27 protein-coding genes and 2 pseudogenes are annotated in these 21,524 nt (G+C 66.2%); 15 read left to right on the plus strand and 14 right to left on the minus strand.

The features are described 5' to 3' along the window. Window positions 1–129: 129 nt before the first annotated feature. The gene (locus NKH51_RS02635) at window positions 130–1,266 is read left to right on the plus strand and encodes an acyl-CoA dehydrogenase family protein (RefSeq protein ID WP_254763687.1); all 1,137 of its coding nucleotides are present in this window, start codon (window positions 130–132) and stop codon (window positions 1,264–1,266) included. Between the two features lie 23 nt (window positions 1,267–1,289). On the opposite strand, the gene NKH51_RS02640 is transcribed toward NKH51_RS02635, so the two are convergent. The 5 genes from NKH51_RS02640 to NKH51_RS02660 all read right to left on the minus strand — a co-directional run bounded on the left by NKH51_RS02640 (window position 1,290) and on the right by NKH51_RS02660 (window position 4,333). Next, entirely contained in the window at window positions 1,290–1,700 is a 411-nt protein-coding gene (locus tag NKH51_RS02640; RefSeq protein ID WP_254763688.1) for a DUF6069 family protein, read from the minus strand. Window positions 1,701–1,778: 78 nt separating this feature from the next. Continuing rightward, window positions 1,779–2,174: a Zn-ribbon domain-containing OB-fold protein gene (locus NKH51_RS02645; RefSeq protein WP_254763689.1), complete on the minus strand. Its 396-nt coding sequence runs from the start codon at window positions 2,172–2,174 to the stop codon at window positions 1,779–1,781. Between the two features lie 2 nt (window positions 2,175–2,176). Continuing rightward, entirely contained in the window at window positions 2,177–3,343 is a 1,167-nt protein-coding gene (locus NKH51_RS02650) for a thiolase family protein (protein ID WP_254763690.1), read from the minus strand. A 78-nt stretch (window positions 3,344–3,421) separates the two neighbouring features. Further along, complete coding sequence (locus NKH51_RS02655; RefSeq protein WP_254763691.1) at window positions 3,422–3,889, minus strand: MaoC/PaaZ C-terminal domain-containing protein; 468 nt, start codon at window positions 3,887–3,889, stop codon at window positions 3,422–3,424. Between the two features lie 141 nt (window positions 3,890–4,030). Next, a complete protein-coding gene (locus NKH51_RS02660) occupies window positions 4,031–4,333 on the minus strand; it encodes an MFS transporter (RefSeq protein WP_254763692.1) in 303 nt (100 codons plus the stop codon). A gap of 33 nt (window positions 4,334–4,366) precedes the next feature. Here NKH51_RS02660 and NKH51_RS02665 point away from each other — a divergent pair, with 33 nt between their 5' ends. The 3 genes from NKH51_RS02665 (at window position 4,367) to NKH51_RS02675 (ending at window position 7,278) form a co-directional block, all read left to right on the plus strand. Then, entirely contained in the window at window positions 4,367–5,563 is a 1,197-nt protein-coding gene (locus tag NKH51_RS02665; RefSeq protein WP_254763693.1) for a 3-hydroxyacyl-CoA dehydrogenase, read from the plus strand. 132 nt (window positions 5,564–5,695) lie between these two features. Further along, window positions 5,696–6,871, plus strand: coding sequence for a thiolase domain-containing protein (locus NKH51_RS02670; protein ID WP_254763694.1), 1,176 nt, complete (start codon window positions 5,696–5,698; stop codon window positions 6,869–6,871). Continuing rightward, window positions 6,868–7,278, plus strand: coding sequence for a Zn-ribbon domain-containing OB-fold protein (locus tag NKH51_RS02675; protein WP_254763695.1), 411 nt, complete (start codon window positions 6,868–6,870; stop codon window positions 7,276–7,278). The genes NKH51_RS02670 and NKH51_RS02675 overlap by 4 nt, the downstream gene beginning before the upstream one ends. A 28-nt stretch (window positions 7,279–7,306) precedes the next feature. Here the strand turns inward: NKH51_RS02675 and NKH51_RS02680 are convergent, their stop codons facing one another. Both NKH51_RS02680 and NKH51_RS02685 read right to left on the minus strand, forming a co-directional pair. Beyond that, window positions 7,307–8,083, minus strand: coding sequence for an HpcH/HpaI aldolase family protein (locus NKH51_RS02680; RefSeq protein WP_254763696.1), 777 nt, complete (start codon window positions 8,081–8,083; stop codon window positions 7,307–7,309). Window positions 8,084–8,178: 95 nt separating this feature from the next. Further along, window positions 8,179–8,967, minus strand: coding sequence for an enoyl-CoA hydratase/isomerase family protein (locus NKH51_RS02685; protein WP_254763697.1), 789 nt, complete (start codon window positions 8,965–8,967; stop codon window positions 8,179–8,181). Between the two features lie 215 nt (window positions 8,968–9,182). Here NKH51_RS02685 and NKH51_RS02690 point away from each other — a divergent pair. Both NKH51_RS02690 and NKH51_RS02695 read left to right on the plus strand, forming a co-directional pair. Beyond that, window positions 9,183–10,021: pseudogene (locus tag NKH51_RS02690) on the plus strand (VOC family protein). Window positions 10,022–10,079: 58 nt separating this feature from the next. Continuing rightward, complete coding sequence (locus tag NKH51_RS02695; RefSeq protein ID WP_254763698.1) at window positions 10,080–10,271, plus strand: transposase; 192 nt, start codon at window positions 10,080–10,082, stop codon at window positions 10,269–10,271. Between the two features lie 4 nt (window positions 10,272–10,275). On the opposite strand, the gene NKH51_RS02700 is transcribed toward NKH51_RS02695, so the two are convergent. After that, window positions 10,276–10,722, minus strand: a complete 447-nt coding sequence (locus NKH51_RS02700) for a universal stress protein (RefSeq protein ID WP_254763700.1) — start codon at window positions 10,720–10,722, stop codon at window positions 10,276–10,278. 232 nt (window positions 10,723–10,954) lie between these two features. Between NKH51_RS02700 and NKH51_RS02705 the strand changes: the two genes are divergently transcribed. Next, window positions 10,955–11,380, plus strand: a complete 426-nt coding sequence (locus tag NKH51_RS02705; RefSeq protein ID WP_254763701.1) for a universal stress protein — start codon at window positions 10,955–10,957, stop codon at window positions 11,378–11,380. Between the two features lie 40 nt (window positions 11,381–11,420). Here the strand turns inward: NKH51_RS02705 and NKH51_RS02710 are convergent, their stop codons facing one another. Continuing rightward, the gene (locus tag NKH51_RS02710) at window positions 11,421–11,975 is read right to left on the minus strand and encodes a DUF5806 family protein (protein ID WP_254763702.1); all 555 of its coding nucleotides are present in this window, start codon (window positions 11,973–11,975) and stop codon (window positions 11,421–11,423) included. A 294-nt stretch (window positions 11,976–12,269) separates the two neighbouring features. Continuing rightward, window positions 12,270–12,668 carry a thiamine-binding protein gene (locus NKH51_RS02715; RefSeq protein ID WP_254763703.1) on the minus strand — a complete coding sequence of 133 codons (399 nt, stop codon included), beginning with the start codon at window positions 12,666–12,668 and terminating at the stop codon, window positions 12,270–12,272. 185 nt (window positions 12,669–12,853) lie between these two features. Between NKH51_RS02715 and NKH51_RS02720 the strand changes: the two genes are divergently transcribed. Next, window positions 12,854–13,276: a universal stress protein gene (locus NKH51_RS02720; protein ID WP_254763704.1), complete on the plus strand. Its 423-nt coding sequence runs from the start codon at window positions 12,854–12,856 to the stop codon at window positions 13,274–13,276. Between the two features lie 110 nt (window positions 13,277–13,386). Further along, on the plus strand, window positions 13,387–14,118 hold the full coding sequence (gene budC, locus NKH51_RS02725) for a meso-2,3-butanediol dehydrogenase (protein ID WP_254763705.1): 732 nt from the start codon (window positions 13,387–13,389) through the stop codon (window positions 14,116–14,118). Between the two features lie 93 nt (window positions 14,119–14,211). On the opposite strand, the gene NKH51_RS02730 is transcribed toward budC, so the two are convergent. Beyond that, window positions 14,212–14,694, minus strand: a complete 483-nt coding sequence (locus tag NKH51_RS02730; RefSeq protein ID WP_254763706.1) for a pyridoxamine 5'-phosphate oxidase family protein — start codon at window positions 14,692–14,694, stop codon at window positions 14,212–14,214. Between the two features lie 216 nt (window positions 14,695–14,910). Here NKH51_RS02730 and NKH51_RS02735 point away from each other — a divergent pair, with 216 nt between their 5' ends. Together NKH51_RS02735 and NKH51_RS02740 are read left to right on the plus strand one after the other, a co-directional pair. Beyond that, a complete protein-coding gene (locus tag NKH51_RS02735; RefSeq protein WP_254763707.1) occupies window positions 14,911–15,348 on the plus strand; it encodes a universal stress protein in 438 nt (145 codons plus the stop codon). Window positions 15,349–15,400: 52 nt separating this feature from the next. Further along, complete coding sequence (locus NKH51_RS02740; RefSeq protein ID WP_254763708.1) at window positions 15,401–16,264, plus strand: universal stress protein; 864 nt, start codon at window positions 15,401–15,403, stop codon at window positions 16,262–16,264. 329 nt (window positions 16,265–16,593) lie between these two features. Here NKH51_RS02740 and NKH51_RS02745 read toward each other — a convergent pair whose 3' ends face one another. Continuing rightward, window positions 16,594–17,043, minus strand: a complete 450-nt coding sequence (locus NKH51_RS02745) for a universal stress protein (RefSeq protein WP_254763709.1) — start codon at window positions 17,041–17,043, stop codon at window positions 16,594–16,596. A gap of 217 nt (window positions 17,044–17,260) precedes the next feature. On the opposite strand from NKH51_RS02745, the gene NKH51_RS02750 reads away from it, so the two are divergent. The 4 genes and pseudogenes from NKH51_RS02750 to NKH51_RS02760 all read left to right on the plus strand — a co-directional run bounded on the left by NKH51_RS02750 (window position 17,261) and on the right by NKH51_RS02760 (window position 20,101). Further along, window positions 17,261–17,404: a DUF7557 family protein gene (locus NKH51_RS02750; protein ID WP_254763710.1), complete on the plus strand. Its 144-nt coding sequence runs from the start codon at window positions 17,261–17,263 to the stop codon at window positions 17,402–17,404. Between the two features lie 177 nt (window positions 17,405–17,581). Further along, window positions 17,582–18,781, plus strand: a complete 1,200-nt coding sequence (locus NKH51_RS02755; protein WP_254763711.1) for an AI-2E family transporter — start codon at window positions 17,582–17,584, stop codon at window positions 18,779–18,781. A gap of 7 nt (window positions 18,782–18,788) precedes the next feature. Beyond that, window positions 18,789–18,905 (plus strand): annotated as a pseudogene (locus NKH51_RS18875) (GAP family protein); the annotation flags it as partial. A gap of 407 nt (window positions 18,906–19,312) precedes the next feature. Beyond that, window positions 19,313–20,101: an enoyl-CoA hydratase/isomerase family protein gene (locus NKH51_RS02760; RefSeq protein WP_254763712.1), complete on the plus strand. Its 789-nt coding sequence runs from the start codon at window positions 19,313–19,315 to the stop codon at window positions 20,099–20,101. 27 nt (window positions 20,102–20,128) lie between these two features. Here NKH51_RS02760 and NKH51_RS02765 read toward each other — a convergent pair whose 3' ends face one another. Then, a complete protein-coding gene (locus tag NKH51_RS02765; protein ID WP_254763713.1) occupies window positions 20,129–20,917 on the minus strand; it encodes an enoyl-CoA hydratase/isomerase family protein in 789 nt (262 codons plus the stop codon). 123 nt (window positions 20,918–21,040) lie between these two features. After that, window positions 21,041–21,421, minus strand: a complete 381-nt coding sequence (locus tag NKH51_RS02770; RefSeq protein WP_254763714.1) for a putative zinc-binding protein — start codon at window positions 21,419–21,421, stop codon at window positions 21,041–21,043. Window positions 21,422–21,524: the final 103 nt, after the last annotated feature.

Consider the following 21,524-nt stretch of genomic DNA (forward strand, 5'->3'; position numbering starts at 1 on the left):
CCGCCCGACGGACAACGACCGTTGTCTCCTGCGGATATGACAAATATCCTACACACTGTGCGAACTGTAACGGATCGTTTGAGATCCGGCTTCCGTACATTGATACCAGTGGCCACGATACCGGATTGCATGATCTCGCTCAGCCCGGAACAGGAGCTACTCGTCTCCGCGGTCGAGGACATCGCGGAACGCGAATTCGCCGACAGGGCGTTCGACTGGGAGGACGAGCCGCCGTGGGAGAACGCGAAACTCCTCGCCGATCAGGGCTTTCTCGGCGTCAACTTTCCGGAGGAGTACGGCGGCGGCGGGATGACCGAACTCGACGCGATCCTCGTCATGGAGGCTGTAGGCCGCGTTTGTCCCGATACCGCCGAGTTGCTCTACAACATGCAACTCGTTGCCCCGCGCGCGATCGAACTGTTCGGGACCGAGGCGGCCAAGGAACGGTACCTGCCGCCGGTGCTCGACGGCGAGGACAACGTCGCCATCGGAATCTCGGAGCCGGAGGCCGGCTCCGACGTCGGCTCGATGGGGACGCGAATCGAGGACGACGGCTCCGAACTGGTGCTAAACGGCGAGAAAACGTGGGTGAGCCACGTCGAGGACTCGAGCGCGGCCCTGATCTGGACGAAATTCCCGGAGGGGCTCGGCTCGGTGATCGTCGAGTTCGATTGGGACGGCGTCGAGATCCAGCAACACTACGAGAACATGGCGGGCCACCACCAGACCCACTTCACGATGGCGGACGTGACCGTCCCCGAGGAGAACGTCGTCACGCGCGGTCCGGAGGGGTTCAAAAACCAGCTTCGGGCGCTCAACTGGGAGCGCCTCGGCAGCTCGACGCTCGCGAACGCGATCGCCAGCTGCGCCCTCGAGAAGGCCCTCGAGTACGCCCAAGACCGGGTGCAGTTCGACCAGCCGATCGGCGACTTCCAGGGCATCGAGTGGAAGCTCGCCGATGCCGCCACGGAACTCGAGGCCTCGCGGGCGCTCACCCACCGCGCGGCGGTGCGGGCCCACGAACGAGGTCGGGTTCCCGACCGCCGCGACGCGTCGATGGCCAAACTCTACTCGAGCCAGATGGTCGAGAGCGTCGTCAGCGAGGCCCTGCAGGTCCACGGCGCGAACGGCTACCAGCAGGGCCACCCGCTCGAGTACCTCTACCGGCTGGGCCGCGCCCGGCGGCTCGCGGCCGGTACCGACGAGGTCCAGAAGAACCAGATCGCGTCCAGCTTGAAGAGCGAGGGGCTCGGCGACCTCGCCTGACGGCGGCGACGGTCGCTATCGGCTCACCCGAATCGCCCCGTCAGCGCGGCGACACAGACCGCGGCGACGGCGGTGTGCATGAGCAGCAACGCCGCGACGCCGATCACCGTCGCGTTCTCGTCGGCGGAGAGCAAGAAGAAGTCGGGACCGTACGAGAGGACGAGGACGACGGTGGCGACGATCGTGAACGTCCTGTCGGGGTCGTCCGCCACGCGAACGAGGAGCCAGTAGACGGCGACGGCGCCGACGGCACCGACGACCGTGAGGAAAATCACCGGCGGCCAGGTGAGCGGTTCGAAGCCCGGCGCGATTCCGGCTGCCTGCGCGACCCCGAGGATAATCGCGGTGCTGAGAACTGAGAGCAGAATCGCGAGTACGCCGCGGCGGGCGAGCGAGCGCCTGCTCCGTGCCGGAGTTTCGGTTACGGTTGCCATGGGTTCTGTCGGTACTACGGATTCCACGGCCATATAGCCGACATCCGAGTGTCAGGATCGGATTTCGGCCCCCATCGGTCACTCCTCGAGGCGACTCGCCGCGAAGAACGGATAGCCCGACGTCCAGCCCCGGTCGTGGTCGGGCTCGTACGCGACGGCCTCGAGGGCGACCGGGTCGCCGATCTCGAGGGTCGCGTACGGTTCGTCGATCGGTGCGAGCAGGCGTGGCCCCTCCTCGAATTCGACGACGCCGATCACGACCTCGTCCGGGAACCCCGCCGCCGTGGCGTGCGTCCGCGTGAACGAAAAAAGGGTTCCGCGGCCGGTCGCCGCCGTCCAGTCGACCTCGCTCGAGTGGCAGTGCGGACAGAGCGGCGTCGGCGGGAAGAAGTGCTCGCCACAGTTCTCACAGGCGTGGATCAGGAACGTGCCGTCCCGGAGGGACTCCCAGAACGGTTTCGTGTACGGCTCCATGCTCACACCTCCGTGGCGAAGACGGTGGCGGTCGCGCCGTTGACGTGGCCGTGTTCCGCGGTCGTGAGGACGCGTTCGGCGTCGGGCACCTGCGTCGGCGCGGTCCCGCGAAGCTGTCGCACGGCCGCCACGTAGTTGAGCAGCGGCGTCACCATCGCCGGATGGCCGCGGCCGAGACAGCCCCCCGACGGGCTCATCGGAAACTCGCCGTCCGGAGCCGTTCGGCCCTCGAGGCAGGCGTCGACGCCGCCGCCGCGCTCTGCGAGGCCCAACTCCTCCGCGACGATTGCCTCGATGTGTGGAAACGGCGCGTACGGCTCGAAGGCATCGATATCGGCAACCGAGATGCCGGCGGCGTCGACCGCTTGGTCCGCGGCGCGTCCGACGGCCGGCAACTCCGTGATCGGGGAGCCGTGGTTCGTGATGAACTGGCTCGCTTCGTGGTGGTAGCCGGTGCCGGCGACGGCGACCGGCGAGGAATCCGACGCGGCGATATCGTCTGCGGTGAGGAGGATCGCGGCCGCGCCGTCACAGGGGGCCGGACAGTCGAACAGACGGATCGGATCGGCGACCGGCCGGGCCTCGAGGACTGCCCCTCGAGTCAGTTCGTCGTCGAAGAGCGCCTCCGGATTCGCGACGCCGTTCGCACGGTTCTTGACGACGACCTCGGCGATGTCCTCGCGGTCGACGCCGTGCTCGTGGCAGTACCGCTGCATGCTCTGGGCGTAGGCGGCTGGGATGGTCATCCCGATCGGCGACTCGAACTCGGCGTCGAACAGCTTGAGGACGTAGTCGAAGTACGGCCCCGTCGTGTCGATCGTCGAGTTGCGCTCGACGGCGAGGACGAGCGCCGTCTCGACGGACCCGTCGCGGATGTCCGAGATGGCGGCGTGGAACGCGTGGCCGCCGCTGGTGCCGCCGGTCGAGACCTCGAGCGAGCGGTCGACCGGGAGTCCGAGCCGGGAGAGAAGATGCGTCGAGAAGAACCCCTGGCGCGTCCACGGGCGCGGCGCGGGCATGTAGAGCCCGTCGACGGCGGGGAGTTCGACTGCGGCGTCCTCGAGGGCATCGCGAATCACGGTCAGCGCGAGGTCCCGCTCCGGGACGGAGTGGGTCCCGTTCGGGACGGTTCCGATGCCCGCGACGACCGGCGCAGTGGTCTGTGTCATGTCACGGGACACCACACGGAGCGGGATAAAGACGGCAGGAATCCGACGCTGACGGGCGGTGAACGCGATCGAACGCCCCTACTCGAGGAGCGATGTCATCTCGCAGGTGAGCACCGTCGTCTCGTCGTCTTTGCACACGTCCACGCGGTAGCGAACCGTTCCGGTCCCCGGCGCATCCGGCGTTCGCTCCGTCTCGAGGACCTCGCGCTCGACGTGGATGGTATCGCCGATGAACGTCGGCGCGGTGAACCTGAGATCGTCGAGACCGTAGAAGGCGACGACCGATTCCCGCTCGAGCGTGCTCCGGCTCTGCCAGATCAGACCGGTCCCGGCCGACAGGACGAGCATCCCGTGGGCGATCCGCTCGCCGAACGTGGAGTCTTCCATTCGGGCGCCGTCGGTATGCAGATGGTTGAAGTCGCCGGAGACGCCGGCGAAGTTCGTCACGTCGGCCTCGGTGATCGTCCGCCCCTGGGTGACCGTCCGGTCCCCGACCGAGACCGTCTCGAAGAAGCCGTCCGCGTCGGCCTCCGCGTCCGAACTCATCGGTGATCACCTCGCGATCGATCGCCGGCGATTTCGCGAGTCCGCTTCCTCGTCGTTCGATTCCTCAGCACACATGTGTGATACGTCATAGGTCAGTTGACCGGAAGCGATCGTTTAAACGTTGGGCCGTGATCGCGACGCTCACCCGGTCCGACTCGGACTCGAGTCGCGCGTGAGAAACAACACGCCGATTCCGACGACGCCAATGAGGGCATAGAGGAGGAACGTCGTCTCCCAGGAGAACGCGTCGATCAGCCAGCCGCCCACCGTCGGGGAGACTAACGTGCCGCTGAACGCGATCGAGGTGAAGACGTCGAGGCTCGTCCCGCCGCGTCCCTCGGCGGCGAGCTCCCGCGTGTAGACGTAGTAGACGCCCATCCCGAACTGGAGCGAGAACTCGACGAGTACACCGTGTCGGCGACGCGCCGTGAGCGTGGATCGCATACGTTTATCAGGAAAACCGAGAAACGGAGACGCATGGTCGTGGATATCGACGACATCGAGACGGTCGCAGTGATCGGGAGCGGACAGATGGGGCGCGGTATCGCCGCCGTCGCCGCGTTAGCGGGCTACGAGGCCGCTATCAACGACATCGACGAATCGCAGCTCGAGGAGGCTGAAGAGCAGATCGAGTGGTCCTACGAGAAGTCGGTCGAGAACGGGGCCACGACGGAGGCGGCGGTCGACGACGCGCTCGACCGGCTCTCCTTTACCACCGACCTCGAGGAAGCGGTCGGCGACGCGGACTTCGTCACCGAGGCGGCGGTCGAACAGCAGTCGGTCAAGGAGGACATCTTCGAGGACCTGGACGCGGCGGCCCCCGAGGACGCCCTCCTCGCGACGAACACGTCCGGCCTGAACATCACGCGGCTCGCGGAGACGACTGACCGACCGGAGCAGGTCGTTGGCACGCACTGGTTCAACCCGCCGATGCTCATGGAGCTGGTCGAGGTCATCATGACTGAGCACACCCCCGACGGCGTCGCCGACACCGCCGAAGCGCTCATCGAGTCGTTCGACAAGACGCCGATTCGCTGTAAGATGGACATCCCGTCGTTCATCGTCAACCGGCTGATGCGCCCCTACGGCGAAGGCCCGGCGTGGATGGCCTACCGGGGCGAACACTCCTTCGAGGAGATCGACTCCGCGATGAAGTATACGGAAGGGTTCCCGATGGGGCCGTTCGAACTCGCCGACTTCACCGGCGGTATCCAGCTCCGCGTCGAGGGCGAGCAGGACCACCTCGAGGACGACCGGCCGATGGCCTACGACACGGAGGTCTGTCCGCTCGTCCACCGGCTCTACGAGAAGGGACGCTACGGTCGGAAAGCCGACGCCGGCTACTACGACTACGACGAGCGCGACGAACCGCAGATCTCGGTCGACGCGGGCCAGGGCTTCGACACGCTGCTCGTCTGGGCGCCGATCGTCAACGAGGCCGCCAAGATGGTCGAGAACGATGTCGCCACCGTGGAGGACGTCGACACCGGCGCGCGTCTGGGCGGGAACTGGCCGATGGGGCCACTCGAGAAGGCAGACGAGGTCGGCGCGGATGTCATCCTGCAGAAGCTGACCGAGGTCGCCAGCCGTCACGAGGACACGAACAAGCTCGCCGAAACGCTGCCGTGTGACCTGCTCGTCGAGAAGGCGAAAACCGGCGAGACGTTCTACTGACGGAGTCGGCCCGCTGACGCGGATTCCCGATTCGAATCCGTTTCTGCGCGATTTTTCGAGCGCCGATTTCGGCCGTCCAACGCTCTGAACGAACGGCCAACGCTTACGGCCCCCCTCGAGAATTGCTATCTGATGGCAAGCGAAGAGCCAGTGTACATCGCCGGTGCGTACGAGCACCCGACGAGAGAAGCACCGGACAAATCGACGATGCAGCTACACGCGGAGGTCGCGAAGGGGGCCCTCGAGGACGCGGGGCTCGAGAAAGACGACGTCGACGCGTACTTCACGGCCGGAGTGCCGGAACACGGCTCCGGGCTGTCGCCGCTCGTCGCGGCCGACTACCTCGGCCTCGATCCGTCCTACGCCGACACGACGGACTACGGCGGTTCGTCGTACGTCAGCCACGTCGGCCACGCCGCGAGCGCGATCCGCGACGGCAAGTGCGACGTGGCGTTGATCACCCTCGCCGGTCGCCCCCGGTCGCGCGGCCAGGCGACCGGTTCCGGCGTGCGCGGCCTGCAGACGATGCAGGACAGCTTCGAACGGGTCTACGGCGTCACCAACGTCACTATGTACGGGATGGCCGCCCAGCGCCACATGCACGAACACGGAACGACGAGCGCACAGCTCGCCGAGATCCGCGCCGCGGCCTCCCACCACGCGCAGTACAACGAGCACGCGATGTATCAGGAGCCGGTCTCCGTCGAAGACGTCCTCGAGTCGCGGGTGGTCGCCGATCCGCTCCACCTCCTCGACTGCTGTGTCATCTCCGACGGCGGCGGCGCCTTGCTCGTCGTCTCCGAGGATGTCCGGTCGACCCTCGAGCGGTCGTGCGTCGAGGTGCTCGGCCACGGCGAAGCGATCGGCCATCAGGACGCCGGCCGCATCGACCTCTCGAAGACCGCCGCGGATCAATCCGGGGCGCGCGCCTTCGAGGAGGCAGGTCTCGGCCCGGAACACGTCGACTACGCGTCGATCTACGACTCCTTTACCATCACGGTGCTCGAGGCGTTAGAGGACCTCGGCTTCTGCGCGAAAGGCGACGGCGGAAAGTTCGTCGAGGGCGGAACGCTGCGCGCGCCAGACGGGGAGTTGCCGTTCAACACCGACGGCGGCGGGCTGTGTTCGAACCATCCGGCCAACCGCGGCGGCATGACGAAGGTCATCGAGGCGGTCCGCCAGCTCCGCGGGGAGGCCACCGACGAGGTGCAGGTCGACGCCGATGTCGCGCTCGCCCACGGAACCGGCGGCAGCATCGGGACCCGCCACGGCGCTGCGACGCTCGTCCTCGGAGGTGAGGACCGATGAGCGAGGCCTCGCGGCCGGTGCCCGAGGTAACGCCGGAAACGGAACGCTACTGGGAAGCGGCCGCCGATGGTCGACTGCTCCTCCGTGAGTGTCGGGACTGCGGGCTCACGTATCACTACCCGAGAGCGCTCTGTCCCGACTGCTTTAGCGACGACGTGGACTGGCTCGAGGCCGCCGGCACCGGCGAGGTGTACTCCTACTCCGTCGCCCACAGCATGAGCGGCTGGCCCGCAGACGACCTCCCGCTCGTCGTCGCCTACGTCGAACTCGACGAGGGGCCGCGGATGGTGACGAACGTCGACTGCGACCCCGACGAGGTGACGGTCGGAACCCGCGTCGAGGTCCGATTTGTCGATGTCGACGCCGACGACGTGGCGATTCCGGTGTTCGTTCCCGCTGCGGAGTGACTCCGCTCCTGACGCCCCCCACGGCCGATTACGACTCTCGCTCCTCGATCGCGTCCTCGAACGTCGATTTCGCGCGCTGGCTGCCCGCCAGAACGTGCGTGGTATCGGTCCCGGCCATGACGAAATCGAATCCGCGGTGGACCCAGCGCTCGATGTCCGCGTTCCGAACCGCGAGCGTCGAGACGGCGGTGTCGGCCTCGTGTGCCGTGTCGACGATTTCGTCGACCGCGGCGAGGAACACCTCGTCGTCCCACTCGCCGTAGCAGCCGAGGTTCGCGGACAGATCCGCGGGGCCGACGAACAACGCATCGAGTCCGTCGACCGCCGCGATTTCCTCGACGTTCTCGAGGCCAGCTTCCGTCTCGATCTGGGCGATGGTGACGATTCCGTCGGCCGCGGTCCGATAGTACTCCTCCATCTCGAGGCCGTACCGGGAGGCGCGGCCGCCGGCGACGCCGCGGACGCCCTCGGGCGGGTAGCGCGTCGACTCGACGAGCGTCTCCGCTTCGGCCGCGCTCTCGATCATCGGTGCCATGACGCCGCTCGCGCCCGTGTCGAGCACCCGTTTGACCACAACGGGGTCGTTCCAGGGGAGGCGCACGATCGCGTCCGTCTCGCTGTCGGCGGCGTCGACCGCCCGTACCTGTTCGATCACCGTCTCCATCGTGTTCGGCGTGTGCTCGATGTCGAGGACGACGAAGTCGAACCCGAGTTCGGCGGTGAGTTCCGCGACGGCCGGGTCGCGAAGCGACAGCCAGCTTCCGACGGCCGGGTCGCGCTCGCGGAGTTTCGTTGCGAGGGACATACGTAGCCGTTCGCAAACCGAAGCAAAAACCTATCGGCGGAGAGACCGGTCCGACTCGGCAGCGATCTGGCCGCCAGCGGTGTGCGGACAGTCGCTCAGCCGTCGAACTCCGGCTCGCGGTCGTCCAGGAACGCCGCCATCGCCTCGCGCTGGTCCGGCGTTCCGAAGGTCCGGCCGATGTCGCCGATGCTCGCCTCCATCCCCCGCTCGAGGCCGAGCGAGCGGAACCGGCGCAGCACTCGCTTTTGCGTCCGCAGGATCTGTGGGCTCTTCGCCGCGAGCGAGTCCACGAGATCGTCCAGCGCGTCGTCGTACTCGGCCGGCGCGACGGCGCGGTTGACGAGCCGTCGCTCAGCCGCTTCGGCACCTGACAGTGTCTTTCCGGTGTAGACGAGCTCTGCCGCGGTCTGGGTCCCAGCCAGCCGGAGCAACAATCCGCCGTGGATCACCGTCGGGAGGCCGACGGTTACCTCGGGCAGCCCCAGTCGCGCGTCGGCGGTCGCGACGCGGAACTCGCAGGCTATCGCCAGTTCGAACGCCGCGCCGAGCGTGTACGCGCCGCAGCTACAGACGACGACCGCGTCGAGATCCCGAACTGCCTCGATCATCTCGTAGAACGCCCGCAGGAGGTCGTGTCCCTCGTGGGCCGACAGGGACTGGGCCCACTCGAGGTTCAGTCCTGCGGACAGCCCGCGGATCTCGTCGCCCGACGCTCCGGTTCGATCGGCGGCGATCGTCAGTACTGACACCTCGTCGGGAACCGATGCGACCGTTTCGCGGACGGAGTCCGCCTCGTCGACGGTCAGCAGGTTCAGGTCGTTGTAATCCAGCCGGAGGTGAGCGACGTGTGGGCGCTCCGACTCCTGGGAAAGCGTGACAGCCATCGAGACGGTTCGTTCGGTTCGCTTCGACAAGTAACTACCCGCGAGTCGCGTCGGCTCGAGCGAACGTCGCCGTCTCGAGCGATGAAAAGCGTAGCGCGGGCTCGGCGTCGGTTACAGCTATCACCGAACTGTCCCTCGCCCACAGCAGCTATACGCTGATCGCACGTTTCTTCGGACGAACCAGTGGACTACTCGAGCGACCCCTCCCGACACCGATGACAGCGCCACCACTCATCCCGGACGATACGCGGATCGGCCGCACCGCACTGCTCGTCACGGACCTCGAGGCGATGATCGACTTCTATCGCGACGTCGTCGGCCTCACGGTTTGTGCGCGCAGCGAGACGACGGCAACGCTCGGTGCCGACGGGACGCCGTTGCTCGTCCTGACAAGAGACGAGACCGCACCGCCCAGACGCCCGGAGCAAGCCGGGCTGTTCCACAACGCCTTCAGGGTCCCGTCGCGGACCGCGCTGGGGCCGCACTCGAGCGGGTCCGCGACCGCTGGCAACTGAGCGGCGCGTCCGATCACCACGTCAGCGAGGCCCTGTATCTCACCGATCCCGAGGACAACGGGGTCGAAATCTACCGTGACCGGCCGCGGGCGGAGTGGCCGCGCGCGGACGACGGCACGGTCCGAATCGGGACGGTTCCGCTCGATCTCACCGACCTGGCGTCGCGGTCGGACGGCGCCGCCGCGGTCCCGCCCGACACGACGGTCGGCCACGTCCACCTCGAGGTGTCCTCGATCGACGCCGCACGCGCGTTCTACGTCGACGCGCTGGGGCTTCGCGTCCAGACGGCGGCTCGAGGGGCGTTGTTCGTCGCGGCCGGGGACTACCACCATCACCTCGCCTTGAACGTCTGGAACGGCAGATCTGAGCCGCTGGGCGGCCGCGGGTTAGCGTGGGTCGAACTCGTCGTCCCGGACGAGGCGACGCTCGGGACGGTCCGACGGCGTCTCGAGGACGCCGATGTCGCCGCCCGAGAGTGGGATTGCGGTCTCGAGATCCGCGATCCTGACGGGATTCCGATCCGACTCCGAGCGGCCTGACGCCTCGCACACCGAGCGCGAGGGCACATTTATCCGCGCCGACACCGTGCTCTCTCCAATGGTCGACCGAGACCCCACGTACCTCGAGGAGTCCGACGACGACGCGCGGAAACGCGTCGACGGCGAGACGTGGCGGGAGTGGCGCACCGTCACCTGTCCGGAGTGCGGTGCCGAGATGGAACTGCGCGCCCTCGCGCGACGCGAGTTCGTCGCCGACTGCGGCGGCTGTGGCACGCGGTTTACCGAGTGAGTCGCTACCGGACGAGGGTCACGCGAACGGGCGATCTGAACGCCACCGTTTCGGTGACGCTCCCCAGCAGGATCCGCGATTTCTCGTCGCGGCCGTGGCTGCCCATGATGATGTGGTCGACGTCGTGGTCCGCCGCGTAGTCGACGATCACGCGCGCCGGCGAGCCGGCGACGAGTTCGGTCTCGAGGTCGACGCCGTAGTCGTCCGCCGTCTCCCGTGCGTCGTCGAAGAGTTCGTCCGCGAGTTCTTCGGCGCGCTCGTACCACGCTTCGGAGCCGTGGAGCGGCTCTCTCGTCACGTCGACGTCGATCGGATAGCTGTATCCCGGATCGGCGGGGTCGATCACGTGGAGGACGGTGAATTCGGCGTCGTCGTGTTCGGAGAGCGCCACCTCGAGCGCTTTCTTGGAGAGCGGCGCGCCGTCCATCGGCACGAGGATGTACGTGCTCATATCACCGGCTACGATGTCGGCTCGTAAAACGGCTACACAGGTAGCGAACACTGTCGATCACGATTTCGGAACGGTCCCGGAGAACGAACGTTTCCGCCGCGTCAGCGCAACGAGCCGAACGGACCGGGTTCCGAGCCTCGAGCCCGGTCGGTCGCGCGTTTGGGCGCACCCGGATCGACGGTCTTGCGCTTCAAGGGGCGTGTATTATGATAACGGATATCGTGTAATCCCCATGACCGATCGAATCCTCGTGCCCTACGACGGCTCCCCACCGTCGGCAGACGCGCTCGAGTACGCCCTCGAGACGTTCCCCGACGCCCGCGTGACCGCGCTGTACGTCGTTCCGACACCGGACGGCTACGAGGCCCTTTTCGAGAACCCCGAGGACAGAGTCCCCGTCGTCGACGCGGCCGACGACCGGGGGCGCGATATCCTCGACGAGGCGCGGGGCCTCGCGGCGGACCGCGGCGCCGACCTCGAGACCGAGATCGTCACCGGCAAACCGGACCACGAGATCGTCGACTACGCGGCGGCCGAAGATGTCGATACGGTCGTCCTCGGCAGCCACGGCCGAGAAGGGGTCTCGCGGCTTCTGCTGGGCAGCGTCGCGGAGAACGTCGTTCGCCGATCGCCGATTCCGGTCGTCGTCGTTCGGTGACCGGGCCCGCCGTTTGGCGGCCGTCGCCGACACCTGCCGGTTAGCCTTCGCTCTCGTCTGCGGCATCGCCTTCGGCCCCGCTCTCGGCCGCGAGTTCGGCCGCGACTTCCCGACTCGCCGTTCGGACCCGGTTCATCGAGTCGGCCAGTTGGGACTCGACGCGCCGTTCCGTCTCGAGGTCGACCGTTCCGCCCTCCGTCTCGATCAGGAGCGTCGCCGTTTCGACGGCCTCGTAGAGGATGTCGTCTAATTCGTCGGCCGTGTAAAACCCGGAGAGTGCGCCGTACAGCATCGTGTTCGCCGCCCGCTGGACCTTCTCGTCGAACCGGTACGTCGCGTTGCTGATCGCCCGCCCCGAGTACGGCTCCGTCACGAAGGGGACGATTTCGGGGAGGTGCTCGCCGACCGTTCCCATCGGCACCCCCGTCGGCGTGCGGAAGTCCTGGCAGGCGCGAGCGATGGCCCACTCTCGCGCGGTGAACGCGGTTCGGTCCTTGAGGAACTCGTTGACGCGGTCGTACTCGGCGGCGCGGATCTTCGTGAACCGTTCGCCGGTCGGATTGCCCGCGTGCTTGCTCGTCGATTCGTCGTCCATGGATGTGGATTCGTCGGGCATAGTGTGTATCAGGCGGTCGCCCGAACCCCCGCCGCGGGAACGATCCGCGGTCCGCCGACCGGGGTCGTCGCTCGCGTCACGCCCCGGACGGCGCGACCGCGACCGTCTCTCTCGTACGGTCCGCTCGAACGTAAGGCGGAGCCAACCGTAGTGAAAGTGAACGGAGTCCGTGCGGCCGCTCTCGCGCGTCGAACCACGACGAACGCACTCCGGTTGCTGGCGCGGTACCAGTGTGTGTTCTTGAGAGCGTCGATCCTGACCGTCCGCCGCCGATCACCTCGAGCGGCGGGGCGACTGTCCGCGCCGTGTTCGAGACTGCTCTCGGGACCGAACCACCCCCTGCGATCGCTGCTGTGGGGGCGAGTGCCGCTTCTGTGGGGGCCGACCGAGCGTCCGTTCGACCGATTCGAGACGGTCGTACATGCTCTGTCTGCGCCCCCTGGTCTCGTCGAGTTCCAGTGAGGTGATCACGCGATCGCCGTCGATCGCTTCGTGGGCCGCTTGCACGGCGGCCAACACGTCGCCGACGGTCTCCCCTTCGAGTATCGTGTCCGTCGCGGTCGTCTCGTAGGAGACGGGGAACTGATCGAGCGCATGCAGCGCGCTGGCGATCGCCTGTGACATACTCCCTTCTCGAATCGGGATCACTTCGAACCGTGCGATGACTGTCATGATTTCTCTCCAGTACCGCGATCGCGGCTCCGATCGTCGCGTCGGTACGGTGGCCTCTCCATCGAGCGGCCCTAAAACGCTTTCCCGCCTCGAACGTCCGCGCCCAGCGCTGACTCGTCCGCTCACGAACCACGTCGGCACACCGACGATGAAAGCTATACGGGGAGGAACGGCGAACACCCCACATGGGCCCGATCCTGTTAGCGACCGACGGAAGCGAGTACGCGCGTCGGGCGGCCGAACGCGCCGTAGAGCTCGCCGAAGAACGCGAGACGGCTCTGCACGCCATCTGCGTGGTAGACGACCAGAAGTTCGACAGTCCCGCGCTCAGTTCGGCTGAATTGGCGACTATCTACGCCGAAGACCACGCCGCGATGTGTGTCAACGACGTGATTGAGATGGCGGCCGAGCGCGGCGTCCCCGTCGACGGCGACATGGAACACGGCATCCCGTCCGAGATCATCCTCCACTGTGCCGACGAGATCGACGCGGATGTCATCGTCGTCGGCGAACACGGCGATCACCGGGAGCACTTCTCCGGCATCAGGAAGAAGGTCATCGAGCGGACCGACCGTGATGTGGCCGTCGTCAAAGCCGTCGCCCGGTGACCGAGATCGATACGTGCCGTCCGCTCTGGCGGCGAGCGATCTCCGTCCCGCGGTGACGGTTGCCACGATCTCTTTTAGTCTGGCCGGTATACCGACCCCCGGAGCAGCAAATGCAACTCGAAGGAAAAACCGTGATCGTCACCGGCGGAGCATCGGGTATCGGCAAGTCGATCGCCGCCGCGTACGTCGACGAAGGCGCGAACGTGGTCATCGCGGACCAGACCCAGTCCGAAGGAGAGGCGGTTGCGGACGAACTCGGCTGCGAGTTCGTCCAGACGGACGTCAGCGAGTACGACCAGGTCGAGGCGCTCGTGGAGGCCACCGTCGACGAGTTCGGGACTCTCGAGGTGATCGTCAACAACGCCGGAATCGCGAGCGAAACGTCCGTCGAAGAGATGAGCCTCGAGGAGTGGGAGCGCGTCGTCGATGTCGATCTCGACGGCGTCATGCACGGAACGAAAGCGGCGCTGCCGCATCTCAAAGAGAGCGACGGGTGTATCATCAACATCGCCTCGATCTACGGGCTGGTCGGGGGCAAGGGGGCCGCCTCGTACTCCGCGGCCAAAGGCGGCGTCGTGAACTTCACCCAGCAGGTTGCCGTCGACTACGCCGCGGAGGGCGTCCGCGTCAACAGCATCTGCCCCGGCTTCGTCGAGACGCCGATGACGAGCGACCTGCTCGAGTCCGAGCGCTTCTACAACTTCGTCCTCGAGGAGACGCCGATGAACAGGCCCGCCCAGCCCGAGGAGATCGCGCCGCTGGCGGTGTTTCTGGCCTCCGACGGGGCCTCGTATCTCACCGGCGCGAACATCCCGGTCGACGGCGGTTGGACAGCCCACTGACGGACGCCTTCGTCCGGGATTGGGGCTCGAGAGCGGTGTCTCCGTCCGGTTCAGAGCGCGTGTGTCCGGCAGTGTGACGTTCCCGCAGGTAGTTTACTCCGGTTCGTCCGTCGTTCTGAGTGCGGGCGGGAGCCCCTGATGTTTGATCCCCGTTAGCTCGCCGATCTCGAACTCGTAGACGCTGACGTCGCCCGAGAGCGTCGCCGTGTCGAACAGTTCGGGTCGCCACGTCTCGCTCAGGACCGTCTCGAGTGAGTCCCACTCCGATTCGGGGACGGCGGTGATCGAGCCCTGCAGAAGCGCGCTCTCCCAGTTGTACATCGTGTCGACTTTGAACGCGAGGAAACTGGCGGCGTCTGCCGCCTCGCTCAGCATTTGTTTCCGGCTGCTGGAGCCCAGGAGGAACGTGAAGTAGAGCCGCGTCTCGCCATCGTAGCCGAACGTGAGCGGAAGAAGGTAGGGAGCGTCTTCCCCAGGGAGACCCAGAACGCCCGTTTTCTGGCTCGACAGGAAGCCCCGAACGTCGTCGTCGCTCATCTTTTCCAGTCCGTACTCTTGTAGTTCGTCGACTGACATGCTATGACGCTCTCCGAGGAGCGCAAAAAAGCCATCCCGCCATGTGCGACAGTGAGAAAAATAGTCGATGCTGGAAGCAGACCACAACGGGCGCTCAGTGCCGTTTTCGATGGCTCTCTGTGATCCTGATACCACGTCCCGCTTCGACGCGCCGAGTTCGCTCGCGGTGTCGAAAGTGGGGGCAAGAATCACCTACTTTGGCGTGGTATGGTAGCTATGGACGAACCACGCGACTTCGACGATATCCTCGTCCCGACCGACGGTAGCAAAGCCGCCCGCAACGGTGCCGAACAGGCGATCAAGTTCGCGCGGCGAAACGACGCGACCCTGCACGTCCTGTACGCCATGGACATGGGCGACGCCGACTACGTCGCCGTTCCGAGCGACATCGCGGAGACGCGGCGCCGCCTCGAGAAGAAGGGCGAAAAGTTCGTCTCCGAGATCGAGGATTTCGCTGCGGACGCCGGAGTCGATTGCGTCACGGCGGTCGTGGCGAACACGCCCGTCGAGGCCATCCACGAGTACGTCGACGAACACGACATCGATCTCGTCGTAATGGGCAAACGCGGGCGTTCGGACCCCGACAAACCGCTGATCGGCTCGATCACGAACCGGGTGGTCGGCTCGCTCGACGTTCCCGTGTTCACCGCCTGAGCGACCCCTAGAATAAGGTCGATCCGGACCGATCCATCAGTTGGGAGACATCATGTACGACCGAATCCTCTTTCCGACCGACGGTAGCGATGTCGCGGACGCTGCGGCCGAGGCGGCCGTCACGTTCGCCCGGCGATTCGACGCCGACTTACACGCGGTCCACGTCCTCGAGTTCGGCGAACTCCCGCCTGGGGTCGAGGACGACGCGGCCGACGAGTTCGCCCACCTCGGCGAGGAAGCGGTCAGAAGTGCCACCGAACTGGCGGCCGACGCCGGCGTCGACGCGACGGGGACGGTTCTCGAGGGCGGCCGACCGGTCCATCGTGCGGTCCTCGAGTACGCCGACGAACACGACGCGGACTGCATCGTAATGGGAACCTACGGTCGCACCGGGCTCGACCGGTTCGTCCTCGGCAGCGTCGCGGAACGGATCCTGCGCGAAGCGCCCGTGCCAGTCGTGACCGTCCACGAGGACACGGTCGTCGATTCGGCCCTCGATTCGGTGCTGGTCCCAACCGACGGCAGCGACTGCGCCGCGGCGGCAGTCGACCACGCTATCGACCTGGCGACGGTGACTGACGCGACGCTCCACGCCGTCAACGTCGTCGATCTCGGCGTCTTCTGGGACGAGAGCGCGGCCATCGCCCTCGACGCGCTCGAGGACGCGGGCGAGCGCGTGACCGAACGGGCCGTCGAACGCGCCGCCGACGCCGGCGTCGCGACCGCCGACGCGGCGGTCCTGACCGGGACGCCACACCACGAGATCGTCGCCTACGCCGACGAGCACGATATCGATTGCATCGTCATGGGTACCCACGGGCGGACCGGACTGGACCGGTATCTCCTGGGCAGCGCCACCGAACGGGTGGTCCGCCACACCGACGTTCCGGTGATCTCAGTCAAAGACCGGTCGTAGGCTCTCCGCCGACGGTGCCCGTGCGAAGACGGGCGCGACCCCGGACTCGTTCGACGAGCGGCCGATCGACTTCCGAGGGAGCAGCCGGTCGTACGTGCGCTCAAAACCTGATTACCGGTCGTTCTGTGGTGGTAACAGCTGTCTGACGGGGAGAAATGATTACATAACTACGGGCGTAATGCCCGCGACGATCGGGGGTCGAGACGGCTGCCCGCTTCCTCGCAGAGCCATGCGAATTCGTGTCTCGCCGTCGGTGTGGCGACGGATCTCGGCTTCGGTGTGACACTGTATCCCGCCGTCGGCGGCTTCTTCGAGGCCAGCGATCCGCGTTAGCGGACGACGGTGACTGGAACGGTGGCGCGTTCGACGACCTCCTTGGCGACGCTGCCGAGCAGCCGTTCAGCCCGCTCCGAGCGGCCGCGGTGACCGACGTAGATCGCGTCGAACCCTTCCGCCGTAGCGTAGTCGGGGATCTCCGCGGCCGGATCGCCGTAGAGGAGTTCATCCTCGACGTCGTGGCCGAATGTCTTGGCGCGCTCGGTCGCCTCCTCGAGAACGTCGCCGCCCCGCCGTTCGGCGGCTTCGATGCTCTCGAGGATCAGTCGCTGCTCGGCGTCCGTAAGCGTCGAGACGGGGCCGCGTCCGCCTTCGTCGTAGACGGCGGGATCGACGACGTAGACGATCGTTATCGATCCCTCGAACGCGTCCGCGATGTCGGTGGCGTACTCGAGGGCGTTTGCGGCCTCCTCGGACCCGTCGACGGCTACCAAGAGCTTCATACGGAGAACGGCGACGTGCAGCGAGTTAAATCGGTAACCGGTTCCACGACGGTTCGGCCGGTCGTCCCGGTGGCCGGTGATTCGTCACGAACGGGCGAAATCGAAGTCGCTTCGACCGGCCCCACTCGAGGCGTCGGGTTCCGAATCGGGGCTGCCGGCTTGGGGTAGACGGCCCGTGGGTGGTGTTTTATTCTGCTGGCGACCGTCGTAGTTCGTAATGACCCGAACGATCGAACTCGACGACGAACTCGCACAACGAATCGAGGGCCACCTCGAGGACGACGAGACCATCGAGGAGTTCGTTGCCGAACTGGTCGCGATCTACGAGCAGGAGGGGCGGTTCCTCCAGGAAGGGGCGTAAGCCGAGGCGCCCAAGGTCCACCGGGCGGGAGAGCGGGAAGTGAACTCGAGCCACCGTCGAACGTGAGTCTGCCCGATCGGCTACCGCTCCATCGGTGTGTCCGCCGGAGGCCCGTGGTCCAGTAAGTCAACGGGAGGAGGCAATTTCGTTAATACCACCTCCGTGGTATGTGTACACATGGGCGAAGCTGATTCATCGATACGGAACGTCCGCGTCTGGGCAGCCCGTGACCGTCTGGGGTGGTGGCTGCTGGGAGCCGCGTTACTGGCCGTGCTGGGGCTCGTCATCAATCACTACCTCCCCTGGCTCGTCTTCGGGCTGTTCATCTACTACGTCGCGCGGCCGATCACGCGGCGACTCGAACGGCGCATCGCTTCGCCGACGCTCGTCGCGGCACTGACGCTGCTCCTGATCGTCGTTCCGATCGTGGTGATGCTCGGTGCGATTTTGCTCGTCGCGCTCGGGCAACTGGTGACAGCGATGGCCGAGTTGCCGGTCGACAGCATCCTCGCACAGCTGCCGGTTCAGATCTCAGACCTCCCGAACACGCCCTCGGAGGTGTACGACACGACGGTCGTGTTGATTCAGGAGCCGTCCGTTCAGACCCTGCTCGGTTCCGTCGGGCAGGCGATCGGCGCGGTCGGTGCAGTGTTGTTCAATATGTTCATCTCGCTGCTGATCGCGTTCTTCCTGCTCGTCAGCGACCGCGATATCGCCGACTGGTTCGAATCGAACGTCTTCGGCGAGGAGGGCCTGGTGACCGACTACTTCTCGGCCATCGATCGCGGACTGGGCTCGATCTACTTCGGCTATACGATGACGATCTTCGCGGTCATCATCCTCTCGGCGATCATCTACACGCTGTTTAACGTCTTCGCGCCCGGCGGACTGGCGATCCCCTCGGCCGTGCTGTTCGCCGTCGTCACCGGTCTGTTCACGCTCGTCCCGCTCGTCGGTCGGTCGATCGTCTACGTCGCGATCGCCGGGACTCTCGCGGTTCAGGCGGCGACGGTCGATCCGCGACTTCTCTGGTTCCCGCTCGCGTTCCTCGCGGTCATGATCGTCGCGTTCGACAATCTCGTCCGGACCTATATCCGGCCGTTCCTCTCCGGGCGACTGCTCCACACCGGGCTCGTCATGTTCGCGTACCTGTTCGGCCCGCCGCTGTTCGGCTGGTCGGGCATCTTCCTCGGCCCGTTCCTGATGGTGTTCATCGTGACGTTCGTCCGGATGATCCTCCCGGTGTTGGTCGATCCCGAGCGCGAGCGCGTCGATATCGAGCCCGAACACACGCTCGACGAGTTCGCCGAGAGCCCCGGGGAGCAAGGGGAGACACCCCCGTCCGAGGTGGACCGAACCGACATCGGAACGGGGTGAGGTGGACCGACGCGAGACATCTCTCCCGAAGATCCGCGACTGGATGAACGACAACTCCTGGATCATCTCCGAGGCAGTGATCGCACTCTTCGTCGTCCTGACGCTGCAGAATCTCTTGGGGTAGTCGGGACATCGTCGTCCGAGTCGGCTTCATCGGGCAGGTCTCCGAGGTGGAGTCGGAGAGCAGCCAACGCCTCACTGCCCGCGTTCAGGTCGGTTCGAACGGGTCACCCTGGGAATCGACGGCGTCGCTCCCGCTGGAAGCGACGAGCTCACGCTCCCGACGCGGGAGACGGTGACGTTTCCCCTCGCGAAGTCGCTGCGCGCGTTCGCCCTCGTCGCGCTCACCGCGGATCGGGCTCGGTGGTGCGGCCTTTCAGTACCGTCTCTCTGAACTGTAGCTGGCCGTTCGTGTCGGCCCCTGGCCGAGCGATTGAGCGTTCGGCGTGGGACGTGGCTGCCTCCCACCGGTTTGGCAACCGCGATTCGTTTGGGATATTGATATACGTCTCTCCGTTGATACTGGGATGTATGCTCGGTGAAGACGTACTTCTGGACGTACAGGACGGCATCGCGACGATCACGCTCAACCAGCCGGATCGGATGAACGCCCTCTCGGAGGGGATCAAAACCGGCATCTCGGACGCGCTCGACGAAGTGACCGCCCGAGACGACGCGCGCGTCGTCGTCCTCGAGGGCGCGGGAAAGGCGTTCTGTGCCGGCGGCGACATCAGCGGCATGGCCGACGCCGACTACACAGACCACGAGCGCACCCAGGGCATCGTCGAGGACTGCGAAGCGATCCCGATTCGCATTCACAACCTCGAGTTGCCGACGGTGGCGACGGTCGACGGCTACTGCGTCGGGGCCGGCGTCGGCGTCGCGATGTCCTGTGACATGGTGCTGGCGAGCGACCGCGCCAAGTTCGCACTCGCGTTCCGAAACATCGGCCTGACGCTCGACTACGCGACCTCGCTGTTCGTCACGCGGGCCGTCGGTCCCTACGTCGCGAAGGAACTGGCGCTCACCGGGGAGACGATCTCCGGCGAGGAGGCCGACGAGATCGGCCTGATCAACCACGCGTATCCGGCCAACGAGTTCGAGGACGAAGCGGGCGACTTGATCGAGCGGATCGCCACCGGTCCGACGGTCGCGCTGCACTACTCCGTTCGGAACATCGATCGGTCGTACAACAGTTCGATCCGCGAGGTCGTCGAGCGGGAAGCGAAGTCTCAGAACCTCGCCAGTGGCACGCAGGACCACCGCGAGGGCGTCGAGGCGTTCGGCGAGGATCGCGACCCCTCGTTCGAGGGCCACTGACGGCGGTTCGGTCGGACTCGAGGTCGCTTACCGACCGCGGAACTCCGGCTCTTCGCCCTCGCGCAGCGCTTCGACCGCGCGTCGGTAGTCCTCGGTCTCGAAGACGATCGTCTGTCTGGTCGCCTCGTTGGCCAACGCGTCCTCGAGGCTCGTCTCGTGGCTGGTTCGGACGAGCTCTTTGATGTGTTTGAGGGCGATCGGGGGGCCGGTCGCGATCTCCGAGACGATCTCGTCGGCCCGCGCCTCGAACTCGTCGGTCGCGAAGACGTGATTGACGAGCCCGAGTTCCTGAGCGCGCTCGCCGTCGACGATCCGACCGGTCATCGCCAGCTCCATGGCGAGTCCGCGACCGACGAGTCGGGGGAGGACGTACGAGATGCCACAGTCCATGCTCAGCCCGAAGCGAACGTGGGAGAAACCGATCCTGGTCCGCTCGCTCGCGAGCGGAATATCGCACGCGATCGCGAACCCCGCCGCGTCGCCGATGGCCGGCCCGTCGATCTTCCCGATGATGGGGAGGGGATGCGTGATGAGCTCTCGGACGAGCCGATGTTCGTGGCGTTGTATCTGCTCGACGCTGTCGTGGAGTGTCCCGTCGTCGTCCGACTCGCCCATCGACTCCACGTCGAAGCCCGACGAGAACGCATCGCCGGCACCCTCTAGCACGACACACCGCGCATCGGTGTCACGCGCCGCCTGCAGCGCGTCGTAGATCGTAAGATAGTCGTCTCGAGAAAGGGGATTCCCCCGCTCGGGCTCGTTCATCGTGATCGTGACCACGCGATCGGCGAACGACGTATCGATGCTGTCTGACATAGTCGATCACTCACTGAGCGCACGTGTAAAATTTCCGTGTGATCCGATGATCGCGGAAAAGAGGGCCGCGTCCCGAGTCGCGCTCGCAGTGGGTCGCCTCCGAGCGGTCGGCTGAAACCGCGTTCACCTCGTCGCCTCGAGCCCCTCGAGCGCGTCGACGAGTTCCTCGTACACCGCCGCCGCTCGCTCGTCGTCGTAGCCGGCGTGATACTCCTTCGGGACGCCCCGCTCTGCGAGGTTGACGTGCCGGTCGGGCGTTACGTCGTGTTGAGCTAGACACTTCCGCGCACACTCGAGCGGACAGCCGTCGATCACGAGCGTCGGCCGGTCGTCGGTCGCGGTGTTCACGAGCGGTGGCACGTCGCCGCCGACGCCGGCGATACAGGACATCTCCGCGCGCCGCTCCCGGTCGAGCCTGACGGCGAGGTCGTTGGCCATCTGGGCCGCGCTCGAGCACCCCGAGCACGAGTACACCAGCGGGAGGTCGTCGTAGTCTGCGCTCATCGACGGTGCGTTCGGAGACGTTCTGAAAAGTGGTTGTCCCGAAGGCGTTCGCGTGAGGAAGCCGCTGTGCTCGTGAGTCGCGATTGGCGGCAAAGCGCGGTGA

It is taken from the genome of Natrinema marinum, from assembly GCF_024296685.1.
Lineage (GTDB): Archaea > Halobacteriota > Halobacteria > Halobacteriales > Natrialbaceae > Natrinema > Natrinema marinum.

Bases quoted from the DNA above. Each gene is read 5' to 3' on its own strand.
- NKH51_RS02730 (WP_254763706.1), bottom strand. From the start codon at position 14,694: ATGTCAGTCGACGAACTACAAGAGTACGGACTGGAAAAGATGAGCGAC.
- NKH51_RS02655 (WP_254763691.1), bottom strand. From the start codon at position 3,889: ATGAGTTCGGACGCGGAGGCCGACGCGGACGGCTTCTTCGAGACGGTC.
- NKH51_RS02720 (WP_254763704.1), top strand. From the start codon at position 12,854: ATGGGCCCGATCCTGTTAGCGACCGACGGAAGCGAGTACGCGCGTCGG.
- budC (WP_254763705.1), top strand. From the start codon at position 13,387: ATGCAACTCGAAGGAAAAACCGTGATCGTCACCGGCGGAGCATCGGGT.
- NKH51_RS02760 (WP_254763712.1), top strand. From the start codon at position 19,313: ATGCTCGGTGAAGACGTACTTCTGGACGTACAGGACGGCATCGCGACG.
- NKH51_RS02670 (WP_254763694.1), top strand. From the start codon at position 5,696: ATGGCAAGCGAAGAGCCAGTGTACATCGCCGGTGCGTACGAGCACCCG.
- NKH51_RS02765 (WP_254763713.1), bottom strand. From the start codon at position 20,917: ATGTCAGACAGCATCGATACGTCGTTCGCCGATCGCGTGGTCACGATC.
- NKH51_RS02680 (WP_254763696.1), bottom strand. From the start codon at position 8,083: ATGTCCCTCGCAACGAAACTCCGCGAGCGCGACCCGGCCGTCGGAAGC.
- NKH51_RS02710 (WP_254763702.1), bottom strand. From the start codon at position 11,975: ATGGACGACGAATCGACGAGCAAGCACGCGGGCAATCCGACCGGCGAA.
- NKH51_RS02645 (WP_254763689.1), bottom strand. From the start codon at position 2,174: ATGGAGCCGTACACGAAACCGTTCTGGGAGTCCCTCCGGGACGGCACG.
- NKH51_RS02700 (WP_254763700.1), bottom strand. From the start codon at position 10,722: ATGAGCACGTACATCCTCGTGCCGATGGACGGCGCGCCGCTCTCCAAG.
- NKH51_RS02640 (WP_254763688.1), bottom strand. From the start codon at position 1,700: ATGGCAACCGTAACCGAAACTCCGGCACGGAGCAGGCGCTCGCTCGCC.
- NKH51_RS02635 (WP_254763687.1), top strand. From the start codon at position 130: ATGATCTCGCTCAGCCCGGAACAGGAGCTACTCGTCTCCGCGGTCGAG.
- NKH51_RS02685 (WP_254763697.1), bottom strand. From the start codon at position 8,967: ATGGCTGTCACGCTTTCCCAGGAGTCGGAGCGCCCACACGTCGCTCAC.
- NKH51_RS02750 (WP_254763710.1), top strand. From the start codon at position 17,261: ATGACCCGAACGATCGAACTCGACGACGAACTCGCACAACGAATCGAG.
- NKH51_RS02660 (WP_254763692.1), bottom strand. From the start codon at position 4,333: ATGCGATCCACGCTCACGGCGCGTCGCCGACACGGTGTACTCGTCGAG.
- NKH51_RS02650 (WP_254763690.1), bottom strand. From the start codon at position 3,343: ATGACACAGACCACTGCGCCGGTCGTCGCGGGCATCGGAACCGTCCCG.
- NKH51_RS02695 (WP_254763698.1), top strand. From the start codon at position 10,080: ATGGTCGACCGAGACCCCACGTACCTCGAGGAGTCCGACGACGACGCG.
- NKH51_RS02770 (WP_254763714.1), bottom strand. From the start codon at position 21,421: ATGAGCGCAGACTACGACGACCTCCCGCTGGTGTACTCGTGCTCGGGG.
- NKH51_RS02755 (WP_254763711.1), top strand. From the start codon at position 17,582: ATGGGCGAAGCTGATTCATCGATACGGAACGTCCGCGTCTGGGCAGCC.
- NKH51_RS02745 (WP_254763709.1), bottom strand. From the start codon at position 17,043: ATGAAGCTCTTGGTAGCCGTCGACGGGTCCGAGGAGGCCGCAAACGCC.
- NKH51_RS02735 (WP_254763707.1), top strand. From the start codon at position 14,911: ATGGACGAACCACGCGACTTCGACGATATCCTCGTCCCGACCGACGGT.
- NKH51_RS02715 (WP_254763703.1), bottom strand. From the start codon at position 12,668: ATGACAGTCATCGCACGGTTCGAAGTGATCCCGATTCGAGAAGGGAGT.
- NKH51_RS02740 (WP_254763708.1), top strand. From the start codon at position 15,401: ATGTACGACCGAATCCTCTTTCCGACCGACGGTAGCGATGTCGCGGAC.
- NKH51_RS02705 (WP_254763701.1), top strand. From the start codon at position 10,955: ATGACCGATCGAATCCTCGTGCCCTACGACGGCTCCCCACCGTCGGCA.
- NKH51_RS02675 (WP_254763695.1), top strand. From the start codon at position 6,868: ATGAGCGAGGCCTCGCGGCCGGTGCCCGAGGTAACGCCGGAAACGGAA.
- NKH51_RS02665 (WP_254763693.1), top strand. From the start codon at position 4,367: ATGGTCGTGGATATCGACGACATCGAGACGGTCGCAGTGATCGGGAGC.